The organism is Pseudomonas sp. PAMC25584, from assembly GCF_058135675.1.
The window spans coordinates 6,043,611-6,056,126 of sequence record NZ_CM176870.1 but is presented as its reverse complement, the minus strand read 5'-3'; the positions used below and the strand labels follow the sequence as shown (position 1 = coordinate 6,056,126).

The window sequence follows — 12,516 nt, the reverse complement described above, 5'->3', positions numbered from 1 at the left end:
ATCCGTGCTCACCTGGTATTTGCTGTGTAGCAAATTACTCGATGAAGGTGACGACACCACCGCTCAGCGATTTCACCCGCGCCAGCGACTCAACCCGATAACCCTGCGCATCCAGTTCGGCACGCCCACCCTGGAACGACTTCTCGATCACAATCCCCACGCCGGCAACGGTGGCGCCGGCCTGTTTGATGATCGAGATCAGCGCCTGGGATGCTTTGCCGTTGGCCAGGAAGTCATCGATGATCAGTACGCGGTCGCTGCTGGTCAGGTGGCGCGGCGAGATCGCCACGGTGCTTTCGACTTTCTTGGTGAAGGAATACACCGTCGCCGACAGCAGGTTTTCGGTCAGGGTCAGGGACTGCTGCTTACGGGCGAAGATTACCGGCACGCCGAGGTTCAGGCCGGTCATGATCGCCGGGGCTATCCCCGAGGCTTCGATGGTGACGATCTTGGTGATGCCCGAATCTTTGAACAGCGCGGCGAATTCGTCGCCGATCAGTTTCATCAGCGCCGGGTCGATCTGGTGGTTCAGAAAGGCGTCGACCTTGAGTACCTGATCGGAAAGCACGACGCCTTCTTCGCGAATTTTCTTGTGCAGTGCTTCCACGGAACGCTTCCTCTAATGGCGCGCAGTGCGCCGAAAGTAGATTAAAAAATAGTCAATTCTAGCGCTTTAACATCGCGCGTATATCCGCCAGGGCGGTGTTGCCGCGAACGGCCTTCACCTCGGTCGGGGTGTCGTCATTGCCTTCCCAGGCCAGGTCGTCCGGCGGCAGTTCGTCGAGGAACCGGCTGGGGGCACAATCGATGATTTCGCCGTATTGCTTGCGCTTGGCGGCAAAGGTGAAGGCCAGTGTCTGACGCGCGCGGGTAATGCCCACGTAGGCCAGGCGCCGTTCTTCCTCGATGGTGTCGGCTTCGATGCTGGAGCGGTGCGGGAGGATTTCCTCTTCCATGCCCATGATGAACACGTAGGGAAATTCCAGGCCCTTGGACGCATGCAAGGTCATCATCTGTACACCTTCGGCGCCGTCTTCCTCTTCCTGCTGGCGCTCGAGCATGTCGCGTAGCACCAGCTTGCCGATGGCGTCTTCGACGGTCATTTCGCCGTCTTCGTCTTTTTCCAGGGTGTTCTTCAGCGCTTCGATCAGGAACCAGACGTTGCCCATGCGGTAATCCGCGGCCTTGTCGCTGGAACTGTTGGTGCGTAGCCAGTTTTCATAGTCGATGTCCATGACCATGCTGCGCAGGGCGCTGATCGGGTCTTCGCCGGCGCACTGCTCGCGCACTTTGTCCATGAAGCGCTTGAAGCGCGACAGGCGATCGGTGAAGCGCGTGTCCAGGTGTTCGCCCAGGCCGATTTCGTCGGTGGCGGCGTACATCGAGATCTTGCGTTCGGTGGCGTAGTTGCCGAGTTTCTCAAGCGTCGTCGAACCGATTTCCCTGCGTGGGACGTTGATCACCCGCAGGAAGGCGTTGTCATCATCCGGGTTCACGATCAGCCGGAAGTAGGCCATCAGGTCTTTCACTTCCTGGCGTCCGAAAAAGCTGTTGCCGCCCGACAGACGATACGGAATCTGGTGGTGCTGCAGCTTCAGCTCGATCAACTTGGCCTGGTAGTTCCCGCGATACAGGATCGCAAAGTCACTGTAGGGCCGGTCGGTGCGCAGGTGCAGGGTCAGCAGTTCGACGGCCACGCGCTCGGCTTCGGCGTCTTCGTTGCGGCAGCGGATCACGCGGATCTCATCGCCGTGGCCCATCTCGCTCCACAGTTGTTTTTCAAACTCGTGGGGGTTGTTCGAGATCAGCACGTTGGCGCAGCGCAGGATACGGCTGGTGGAGCGGTAGTTCTGCTCCAGCATCACCACTTTCAAGGACGGGTAGTCGACCTTGAGCAGCATCAGGTTTTCCGGGCGTGCACCGCGCCAGGCGTAGATCGACTGGTCGTCGTCACCCACCACGGTGAACTGGTTGCGCTTGCCGATCAGCAACTTCACCAGCAGGTACTGGCTGGCGTTGGTGTCCTGGTATTCGTCCACCAGCAGGTAGCGCACCTTGTTCTGCCACTTTTCGAGGATGTCGGCGTGTTCCTGGAACAGCTTGACCGGCTGCAGGATCAGGTCGTCGAAGTCCACCGCGTTGAACGCCTTGAGCGTGCGCTGGTAGTGGGTGTAGACGATGGCGGCGGTCTGTTCCTTGGGGTTGCGCGCGTTTTCCAGGGCTTCGGCGGGCAGGACCAGGTCGTTTTTCCACGCGCCGATCATGTTCTTGATCTCGTCGACGCCATCGTCGCCCGCGTATTCCTTCTGCATGATGTCGGTCATCAGGGCCTTGACGTCGGTCTCGTCGAAGATCGAGAAGCCTGGCTTGTAGCCCAGTCGCACATGCTCCTTGCGGATGATGTTCAGCCCCAGGTTGTGGAAGGTACACACAGTGAGGCCACGGCCTTCGCCACCCTTGAGCAGGGTGGCGACACGCTCTTTCATTTCCCGCGCCGCCTTGTTGGTAAAGGTCATGGCGACGATGTACTGGGCGCGGATGCCGCAGTTCTGGATCAGGTGCGCGATCTTGCGGGTGATCACGCTGGTCTTGCCGGAGCCAGCACCGGCGAGCACCAATAGAGGGCCGCCGACGTAGTTCACGGCTTCTTGCTGCCGGGGATTGAGTCGGGACATACAGAGTTCAGGGAGTCATTGTTCAAAAGGGCGGGCATTTTAACAGGCTGGCAAGATTCTGCTGCCTTGGATCGACGGTGTGACGTACCACTCGATCTAAATTTGCCGCTTTTGTTACTTTGCCGCAGGATGTGCGGGTATTTGCGACTATTGTGCGCATGGTTTGTATTTGATAAACATTATCATTGGTGGTTGCTAGGCCGCACGTCATAATGCCCGCCGCCAACGAAATCTTGCAGAGTCTAGGGAGCTAGCTTGTCTACGCCTGTCGAACCCTTGCGTTTGCTGCTGCTGGCCGATGCGCCTGAGTGGGCAGCATTGTTGCGCGAGTGCCTGGTGCCGATGGGCGATGGGGCGGTGCTGATCAGTGCGCCCAACTGGGACTCGGTGAGTCGTCTGTTCGAGGACGACCACAGCGCCGTGCTGTTGACCACGCCCAACCTGCAACCCGGCCCGGGGCGGTGCAGCTTGCCGTGCGTGTTGTTGCTGGAACTGGAGCCACTGGTGGCGCCCCTGGGGGTCAGTGACTGGCTGGTCCGTCATGCCATGGACACCGCGACCCTGCGCCGCTGCCTGCGTCATGTGCGCGAGCGCGGTGTGTTGGAAAATACCCTGCAGCGCCTGGCCGAACAAGACCCGCTGACCGGCATCGCCAACCGCCAGGGCTTCCAGACCCTGCTGGCTGCGCGCCTGGCCGACAACGAAGGTCGCGGCCTGGCCCTGGGTCACCTGGACCTCGACAACTTCCGCCACGCCAACGATGCCCTCGGCCACCAGGCCGGCGACCGGTTGATCCTGCAAGTGGTCTCGCGGCTCAAGAGCCAGCTCGAAGCCGGCGACCAGTTGGCACGCCTGGGCAGCGATGAGTTTGCCTTGCTGATCGACACCCGCCGCGCACCCCAGCGTGCCGAATGGATGGCCGAGCGCATCACCGAAGCCATGGCTGAACCGTATTGGGTGGATGGCGAAAGCCTGCTGATCGGCTGTAGCCTGGGCGTCGCGCATGCCCGCGCGCGTGCCGGCGCCGACCCGCTGATGTGGCATGCCCATATCGCCATGCAGCAAGCCAAGGGCACCCAGGGCTGCACCTTTCATATCTTCAACGAGCGCATCAACCGCAACGCCCGCAGCCTGGCCGACCTGGAAAGTGAATTGCGCCGAGCGCTGCGTCGCGACGAGCTGGAACTGCATTACCAACCCCGCCTCGACCTGGACGACGGCCATATCGTCGGTCTCGAAGCGCTGGTGCGTTGGCGCCACGGCGAGCGCGGCCTGTTGCCGCCCAGCGAATTCGTGCCCCTGGCCGAACAGAGTGGGCTGATTGTTCCGCTGGGTTACTGGGTGATTTCCCGGGCCCTGCGCGACATGCAGGACCTGCGCGAACGCGGCCTGCCGCCGCTGCATATGGCGGTCAACCTGTCGTTTCGCCAGTTCCAGGACAGCCAATTGCTTTCGACCCTCAGCCGGCTGATTACCGAGCGCGGGGTGGATGCGCAATGGCTGGAATTCGAGCTGACCGAAACCGCCGTGATGCGCCGCAGTGATTTGGTCAAGCAGACCATGGACGCCCTCGGTCGCCTCGGTGTGCGCTTTTCCCTCGACGACTTCGGCACTGGTTTCTCATCGTTCGTACACCTCAATAGCCTGCCGATCGCCTTGTTGAAAATCGACAAGAGTTTTGTCGGCGGCATGGAAGAGCGCGAAGAAAACCGCAAGCTGGTTCACGCCATGATCAACCTGGCCCACAACCTGAATCTGGAAGTGGTGGCCGAAGGCGTAGAAACCGCGGAGCAGTTGGCGCTGTTGCGTTTGTTTGGTTGCGACCAGGCCCAGGGGTACCTGATCAGCAAGCCGCTGCCGTTGCCGGAGCTGGTGGACTACCTGACGTTTGGCAAGGACCAGCAGGCTTTATTGGGCTAGCTCATCCTCTATTTGCCAACCCGCTCCCACATTTCAACCGCGCAAGACTTCTAGTCGGTCTGCGCGGCATGGAATGAGCGTTGAGCGTCTGGCTCGTGCCGAATCATGCGCTTGATCTTCGCCTCAAACGCCCAGGTCAGGCTCACCGCCGCGCAGGCCAGGCCCAGCGCGAGGCCCCACCACACGCCGGTTGGCCCCCAACCCAGGGTGAAGGCCATCATCCAGGCCGCCGGCGCACCGATCAGCCAATAGCAACCCAGGCCCACCAGAAAGGTGGTCTTGGCGTCCTTGAGCCCACGGATGCAGCCCATGGCGATGGTCTGCACGCCGTCGAACAGTTCGAACCAGGCCGCCACGGCCAGCAGGCTGACGGCGAGCACGATCACCTCGTGGAATGCCGGGTCGTTATGGTCGAGGAATAGCCCGATCAGCGGATCGGAATACAGCCACAGCACCGCGGCAAATCCCAACATCACCGCCGCGCCAAAGCCGATGCCGACACGCCCGGCCATGCGCGCCTGCAGCAGTTGCCCGGCGCCATAGTGCTGGCCGATGCGCATGGTCACCGCGTAGGACATCCCCGCTGGCACCATGAACGCCACCGAGACGATTTGCAGCGCGATCTGATGCGCCGCCAATTGCGTACTGCCCATGGTGCCCATGCACAGCGCTGCAAAGGCAAACAACCCGACTTCCACCGCGTAGGTGCCGCCAATCGGCAGGCCCAGGCGCCATAACTCGCGCAAGTACTGGGTGTTCAGACGCAACAGGCCTGCGCTCAGCGGGTAGGCCGAGTACGCACGGTTGCTGCGGATATACCCCATCAGCGCCAGCGCCATCCCATTGGCGACGATGGCCGTGACCAGGCCGATGCCCATCAAGCCGAGTTTTGGCAGACCGAACATGCCCTCGATCAGCGCGTGGTTGAGCAGGTAGTTGAGCAGCGTGCCGCCCAGGCTGATCACCATCACCGGTGTGGCCTTGCCGATGGCGCTGGTGAAGCCGCGCAAGGCCATGAAGCTCAGATAGCCGGGCAGGGCGAACGGCAGGATGGTCAGGAATTGTCCTGCCGCGTCCACGTTGGTCTCGGTCTGGCCGAACATCAGCAGCACCGGCTTGAGGTTCCACAGCAGCACCGCCGCCGCCAGGGCCATCAGCCAGGCTAGCCACAGCCCGGCCTGGGTCAGGCGGGTGGCACCGTCGATGTCGCCCGCGCCGTGGCGGATGGCGACCAGGGTGCCCACGGCAGCAATCACGCCGATGCAGAAAATCGCCACGAACGAGTAGCTCGCCGCGCCCAGGCCACCGCCGGCCAGGGCCTCGGGGCTTAGGCGGGCCATCATCAGGGTGTCGGTCAGCACCATCAGCATGTGCGCCAACTGTGAGGCAATCAGCGGCCCCGCTAGCCGCAGAATGGCCCAGAGTTCGGTACGTGCCGGATGTTGGATGATCATCACGCTCAAATGCTCGGAAGGTTCGGAAAAGGCTGATTCTCGGCGCTCTCAGCCCATTGCACAAAGGGATAAAAGCGATTGCTCGCATGATTAAAACTCATGCTTGATTGATTCTGGTAGGGTTTCGGCATTGTGCTGTCGGAGCTTTCCTTATGTCTCGTCGTCTTCCTCCGCTTTATGCCCTGCGGGCCTTTGAAGCCGCTTCCCGGCACAACTCCTTCACCCGTGCAGCGCAGGAACTGTCCATCACTCAAAGTGCGGTGAGCCGGCATATCCGCACCCTTGAAGAGCATTTCGCCTGCCGCCTGTTCCAGCGCAGCGGCCGCAACCTGCAGCTCACCGAGGCCGCGCGCCTGCTGTTACCTGGGGTGCGTGAGGGCTTTGCCGCGTTGGAGCGGGCCTGTCATACCCTCAACGCCGAAGATGACATTTTGCGCATGAAGGCCCCCTCGACCCTGACCATGCGCTGGCTGCTGGCGCGGCTCAGTCGTTTCCGGCATTTGCAGCCGGGCAACGAAGTGCAGCTCACCAGCGCATGGATGAGCGTGGATGAAGTGGATTTCAACCAAGAGCCTTTCGACTGCGCAGTGCTGTTGAGCGACGGGCACTTTCCGGCGGATTGGGACGCCAGTTACCTGTTCCCGGAACTGTTGATTCCAGTCGGTGCGCCCAACTTGTTGAGCGACGGCCCGTGGGACGTCAATCGCCTGGCCAGCGCCGAGTTGCTGCACCCCACGCCCGATCGCCGCGACTGGCGTAGCTGGCTGGAGCGCATGGGGCTGTCTGCCCAGGTGTCGCTCAAGGGCGGGCAGGTGTTCGATACCCTGGAATTGGGCATGATCGCCGCCGCACGGGGTTATGGCGTGTCCATGGGCGATCTGCTGATGGTCGCCGAAGACGTGGCTCAAGGGCGCCTGAGCCTGCCGTGGCCAACCGCTGTCGCCAGTGGGGAAAATTATTACCTGGTGTGGCCGAAAACCCGCCCGGGCGGCGAGCGCCTGCGCCGGCTGGCGGAGTTTCTGCAAGGCGAAGTGCAGGCCATGGTCTTGCCCGTCGTCGAACGTCTCGATTGAAGCGCTTCAGCGTGAGCTAGCAATCGTTTGCGTTTCGCTCAAGTATTGCCAGCGTCCGCCGAAGTAGGTGTGTTGGAATTGTCGTGCACCAACGAATCTCACTAGATAATTTGCCGAGCAACGCTATGAGATCAGGATGATCCTGGCCTCGGCCAGGAGCTGTCATGTCTCAACCTCGTGCTCGGATCGCCTCCCAGTTAGGCCTCGCGTTAGCCGTGATTCTGGCTGTCGTTATCAGCGGCAGTACTGTTTTTGCCTTGCGTTCCCTCGACTCCGCCAACCTCGATACCCGGGAAGAACACCTGGCCAGCGAGGCGCGCCTGCTGGCCGACCAACTCAGTACGTTCCACGGCACCTTGCGCGAGAGCACCCAGCGTTTGAGCGGGCTGTTTGAAAAGCGCTTCAGCGCCGGCTTGAGTGTGCAGGCAGATCAGCCGATCGCCGTGGCCGGTGTGCAAACCCCGAGCCTGTACCTGGGCAAGGAGCTGCTGAACAACAACTTCGATGGCGTCGACGAGTTCAAGCAGATGTCCGGCGGCGTGGCCACGGTGTTCGTGCGCAGCGGCGATGACTTTATCCGTATCAGCACCTCCTTGACCAAGCAGGACGGCAGCCGTGCCATCGGCACCGTGCTGGATCGCCAGGGGCCGGCCTACTCGCGGGTGGTCGGCGGACAGACCTATATAGGCCGCGCCGTGCTGTTCGATCGCTCCTACATGACCCAGTACAGCCCGGTGCGCGACGCCAGCGGCAAGGTTATCGCGGTGCTGTTCATCGGCTTCGATTACACCGATGCGCAGAACGCCCAGTTCGACAACCTCAAACGCTTCCGCATCGGCCAGACCGGTTCGCTGGCGCTGCTCGATGAGCAGAAACACTGGCTGGTGCCGCCGGCCGGGGTGCAGGCGCCGGACCAGTCTGTTGCGGTGATGCTGGACCTGGCCAAGACCCCCGGCAAGGGCCGCTTCTGGAGCGACAAGAACGAAGATTTCTACAGCGTCTCGGTGCCGTTTGACGGCGGCCCCTGGGCGGTAGTGGCGAGCATGCCGAAAGCCGAGATCCGCGCGGTCACGTGGTCGGTGGGCACTCGCCTGGTGATCGGCAGCCTGTTGGCGATGCTGCTGGCGGTGGGCGCGACGGTGTGGTTGTTGCGCAGCAAACTGGCGCCGTTGAGTGACCTGGTACGCCAGGCCGAAGCCTTGGGCGCCGGGGATTTGAGCGCGCGCCTGAACGTGTCCAGTCATGACGAGATAGGCCAACTGGCGCGCAGCTTCAACCAGATGGGTGAAGCGTTGTCGACCATGGTGTCGCACATCCGCAAGGCCGCCGAGGAGGTCAACGGCCGCGCTCAGGCGTTGTCCGGTTTGTCCGGTGGTGCTTATGAGGGCATGGAGCAGCAGTCTGGCGAGATCACCAGCATGGCCGGCGCGGTGGAAGAGTTCAGCGCCACCTCGCTGAACATCGCCGACAACATGGGCAACACCGAACGCTTGGCCCAGGAAAACGCCCAGCAGACGCGCATCGGCCGTAACTCGATGGAGCAGGCGTCGTCGTCCCTGGAGCACATCGCCACCTCCCTGAACAGCACCGCCACGGTGATTAACACCCTCGGCCAGCGCTCCCAGGAAATCGGCGGCATCGTCGGCGTGATCACCTCGATCGCCGAACAGACCAACCTGCTGGCGCTCAACGCTGCCATCGAAGCCGCCCGCGCCGGTGAGCAAGGCCGTGGGTTTGCCGTGGTCGCTGACGAAGTACGCAACCTCGCTTCACGCACCCGCCAGGCCACCGATGAAATTTCCGGGATGATCCAAAGCATCCAGCAGGAAACCGGTAACGCCATCAGCACCATGGAACAGGGCAATGCGCTGATGCAGGAAGGCCTGTCACGCAACGCCGACGTGGCGTCGGCCCTGGCACGCATCGACGAGCAAAGCCGCTCGGCCGGGCAGCAATTCGCCGCGATCACCACCGCCACCCAGGAGCAGAGCAGCACGGCAACGTTGCTGAGCAGCAACCTGCAGAGCATTGCGCTGGCCAACAGCGAGCAACGCGAAGTGGTGTCGAACCTGGCGATTACCGCCAAGGAGCTGGAGACGCTGGCGTCGGGCTTGCGCCAAGAGGTCGATCGGTTTCGTTGAAGGTGCGCCTGGAGCGGCTAGCGCGCGTTGAGCGCGTTCGCCAGGCGCAGCATGGCGGTTTCGATTTCATGGGCGGTCAAGGACGAGTAGCCCAATAGCCATCCCTGTTTCGTGGCGGCACCGGCATACAGCCGGCTGAGGCCGGCCAGTTGCACGCCCGCGTTGGCGGCCTGGCGGATGGTTTTTTCTTCCGACCAACCTTCATGCAGCACGCAAGGGATTTGCAGCCCGCCCTGGGGCCGGCACGCCGTGACCACATCGCCCAGGTGCTTGCCGATGGCGTCGAGCATGATGGCTTGGCGCCCGGCGTAGAGTTTGCGCATCGCACGGACATGGGCGTTGTAATGACCGTCCTCCATAAAGCGCGCCAGCGTCAGTTGCAGGATCTGCGGGGTGTGGCCGTCCATCATGCTGCGCGCGTAGGTGAAGGCCTTGACCAGTTCAGGGGGCAGCACCATGTAGCCCATGCGCAGGCCGGGGAACAGGGTCTTGCTGAAGGTGCCGAGGTACAGCGTGCGCTGATACTTGTCCAGGCCCTGCACACAGGCCGTGGGTTTGCCGTCGTAGTGAAACTCGCTGTCGTAGTCGTCTTCGATGACCCATTTGCCTTTTTCCGCAGCCCAGTTGATCAACTCAAGGCGCCGTTCCAGGGGCAGCGTGGCGCCGGTCGGGTATTGATGCGAGGGCGTGACATACACGCACGTGGCGCCGCTGCGGTCGGCGTGCAGCAGCTCGGTGCGGATGCCCCACTCATCGACATCGATCGGCACGACCTTGGCCTCGGCGGTTTCGAAGGCCTTCCTGGCGCCGTAGTAGCCCGGGTTCTCCAGCAGGATCGGTTTGCCGACGTCCACCAGCAACTGCGCACACAGAAACAGCGCCTGGCGCGTACTGCTCAGCACCAGGACCTGGTCGGGCGAGCACTTGGCCCCACGCTCAAGGGTCAAATAAGTGGCGATGGCTTTGCGTAACGACTCGGCTCCTTGTGGGTCGCCGTGCAACAGCACGCTGCTGCGATAGTCCTTCATCACCTGGCGCTGCAGGCGCTCCCAGACGTCGGTCGGGAACGAGCGGGTTTCGGGCAGGCCCGTGGCAAATGCCTTGATCACCTGTTGGTCGGCCACGCCGCCGCTGTCGAGGATCATCCGCCCGCGCTGGCTCAAGCCGGCACCGGGAGCCGCCTGGCTGGTTTTGACGGCCTGCGCCTTGATGCGGCGGCGCGAGGCGCCGCGCAATTCGGTGCCGATGGCCTCGCACACGTAACTGCCGGAGCCCTCGCGCCGCACGATAAAACCATCGCGCTGCAACTGCACGTAGGCGTTCTCCACCGTATCGCGCGCGATCCCCAATGACTTCGCCAACACCCGCGTCGCCGGCAGCTTCAGACCGGGTGCCAGCGCGCCGTCGAGGATCAAGGCGCGCAGGGCACGTTGAATTCGCTGGTGCAGGCCCAACCGCTGGAATTGCGCATCGTTGAGGCGCATTTGCAGGGTTTCCAGCTCGAAGGTTTTCGCCATGCGGTCTGCCTTGCCTTGAAGAATTGGCTGGTATTGGCAGGCCAGTCTATCCGTAGACTTCGACCTGCGCCACGGCCTTCACGCCGGCCAATGGCCGATCACGCGAGGCTCAACCCCTCGTCTGGCAAGGAGCTAAGTACCTATGTCTTCGTCAATATCGCCGTCGTCGCTGCGCCTGCGCGACCTGTTCCACCCCATCGTGGCCGGGATGATTTCAGTCATCGTCAATTATGGCGGCACGTTCATTCTGGTCTTCCAGGCCGCCAAGGTGGCGGGGCTGAGTCCCGAGCTGACCGCTTCGTGGGTCTGGTCAGTGTCGATCGGTGTGGGGGTGACCGGGCTGTTTCTCAGTTGGGTGAGCCGTGAGCCGATCATCACCGCCTGGTCGACCCCCGCTGCGGCGTTTCTGGTGGTCGCGCTGTCTGCCACGCCTTACGCCGAGGCGGTCGGCGCGTACATGGTTTCAGCCGTGGCGTTTGTGCTGCTGGGGCTGTCCGGCTGTTTCGAAAAAGTCATCCGGCTGATTCCGCCTGGCATCGCGGCGGCCATGCTGGCGGGAATTCTGCTGCAGTTCGGTATCGGCGCGTTTGGTGGCATGAGCCTCGACCCTGTGTTGGTTGGGTTGCTGATCACCGCTTACGTTGGGCTCAAGCGGTTTACTGCGCGCTACGCCGTGGTCGGGATTCTGGTGCTGGGGCTGGGATTCCTGCTGGTGCAGGGGCGGGTGGACTTGTCGGGCCTGTCCCTGCAACGGGCGGCGCCGGTATTCACCCGGCCCGAGTTTTCGCTCAATGCGTTGCTCAGTGTGGCGCTGCCGCTGTTTCTGATCACGCTAACGGGCCAGTACATGCCGGGCATGCTGGTGTTGCGTAACGATGGCTTCAAGACCAGCGCCAACCCGATCCTGACAGTGACCGGGCTGGGGTCGCTGTTGATGGCGCCGTTCGGCTCGCACGCGTTCAACGTCGCGGCGATCACGGCGGCCATCTGCACGGGCAAGGAAGCCTCGGAGGTCCCGTCCAAGCGCTGGGTCGCCGGGGTTGCGGCTGGTGTGTTCTACATCCTTGTCGGGGTGTTCGGGGTGACGCTGGCCGCCGTATTCATGGCGTTCCCGCCGGCGTTCATCACCACGCTGGCCGGCTTGGCCCTGCTGGGCACCCTCGGCGCCAGCCTGGCCAACGCGATGGCAGACGTCAGGTCGCGTGAAGCCGCGCTGATCACCTTTCTGGCGTGCGCCGCGAACATCACCCTGTTGGGGATCGGTGGGGCGTTTTGGGGGTTGTTGATCGGGTTGGCCGCGTATGCGCTGCTCAACGGCCGCTTGCCCCGTCGTCGTGCGGCGGTTTCCGAGGCGGTGACGATGGCCAAGGAGGCGGCCCAATGATGCGCGCCGAAGCGCAAGCCAGCGCCACCCTGCATGCGCGTCACGGGCGTTACCCGCAGGCCACCAGCGTGGAGGATTTTCGGCGCAATCTGGCGGCCGTACAGCAACGTATCGCCGCTGCCTGCGAGGGGCCGAGGCGCTGGATCGTCGCCTGCACATTGAAGGACGGCAACTGGATGTGTTCGTGCAGGTGAACACCTCCGGGGAAGCCAGCAAATACGGCCTGGTGCCGCACGCCGTCGCGGACTTTCTGCAGGCCCTGCCGGCGTTCCCGGCCTTGCGCGTTCGTGGGCTGATGACGCTGGCGCTGTTCCCGGCCGACATGGCCCGCGTGCGCCCGCGCCATGCCGGA

At 62.8% G+C, this 12,516-nt stretch carries 8 protein-coding genes and 1 pseudogene; 5 read left to right on the top strand and 4 right to left on the bottom strand.

What is annotated here, in order from left to right:
• Positions 1 to 34: 34 nt before the first annotated feature.
• Both ACS5Q8_RS28440 and rep read right to left on the bottom strand, forming a co-directional pair.
• Complete coding sequence (locus ACS5Q8_RS28440) at positions 35 to 607, bottom strand: xanthine phosphoribosyltransferase (RefSeq protein WP_276195436.1); 573 nt, start codon at positions 605 to 607, stop codon at positions 35 to 37.
• Positions 608 to 665: 58 nt separating this feature from the next.
• Entirely contained in the window at positions 666 to 2,675 is a 2,010-nt protein-coding gene (gene rep / locus ACS5Q8_RS28435) for a DNA helicase Rep (RefSeq protein ID WP_276195435.1), read from the bottom strand.
• A 255-nt stretch (positions 2,676 to 2,930) separates the two neighbouring features.
• Between rep and ACS5Q8_RS28430 the strand changes: the two genes are divergently transcribed.
• On the top strand, positions 2,931 to 4,595 hold the full coding sequence (locus ACS5Q8_RS28430; RefSeq protein ID WP_276195434.1) for a putative bifunctional diguanylate cyclase/phosphodiesterase: 1,665 nt from the start codon (positions 2,931 to 2,933) through the stop codon (positions 4,593 to 4,595).
• A 50-nt stretch (positions 4,596 to 4,645) separates the two neighbouring features.
• On the opposite strand, the gene ACS5Q8_RS28425 is transcribed toward ACS5Q8_RS28430, so the two are convergent.
• Positions 4,646 to 6,049 (bottom strand): NorM family multidrug efflux MATE transporter, encoded by a 1,404-nt coding sequence (locus ACS5Q8_RS28425; protein ID WP_276195433.1) that lies wholly within the window; start codon positions 6,047 to 6,049, stop codon positions 4,646 to 4,648.
• Positions 6,050 to 6,201: 152 nt separating this feature from the next.
• On the opposite strand from ACS5Q8_RS28425, the gene ACS5Q8_RS28420 reads away from it, so the two are divergent.
• Both ACS5Q8_RS28420 and ACS5Q8_RS28415 read left to right on the top strand, forming a co-directional pair.
• A complete protein-coding gene (locus ACS5Q8_RS28420; protein ID WP_276195432.1) occupies positions 6,202 to 7,122 on the top strand; it encodes a LysR substrate-binding domain-containing protein in 921 nt (306 codons plus the stop codon).
• 164 nt (positions 7,123 to 7,286) lie between these two features.
• Entirely contained in the window at positions 7,287 to 9,263 is a 1,977-nt protein-coding gene (locus ACS5Q8_RS28415) for a methyl-accepting chemotaxis protein (protein WP_443699744.1), read from the top strand.
• Between the two features lie 17 nt (positions 9,264 to 9,280).
• On the opposite strand, the gene pdxR is transcribed toward ACS5Q8_RS28415, so the two are convergent.
• The gene (gene pdxR / locus ACS5Q8_RS28410) at positions 9,281 to 10,780 is read right to left on the bottom strand and encodes a MocR-like pyridoxine biosynthesis transcription factor PdxR (protein WP_465159676.1); all 1,500 of its coding nucleotides are present in this window, start codon (positions 10,778 to 10,780) and stop codon (positions 9,281 to 9,283) included.
• 142 nt (positions 10,781 to 10,922) lie between these two features.
• Here pdxR and ACS5Q8_RS28405 point away from each other — a divergent pair, with 142 nt between their 5' ends.
• Together ACS5Q8_RS28405 and ACS5Q8_RS28400 are read left to right on the top strand one after the other, a co-directional pair.
• Entirely contained in the window at positions 10,923 to 12,164 is a 1,242-nt protein-coding gene (locus tag ACS5Q8_RS28405; RefSeq protein ID WP_443695329.1) for a benzoate/H(+) symporter BenE family transporter, read from the top strand.
• Positions 12,161 to 12,504: pseudogene (locus ACS5Q8_RS28400) on the top strand (alanine racemase); the annotation flags it as partial. The gene ACS5Q8_RS28405 and the pseudogene ACS5Q8_RS28400, both read left to right, overlap by 4 nt.
• Positions 12,505 to 12,516 lie beyond the last annotated feature (12 nt).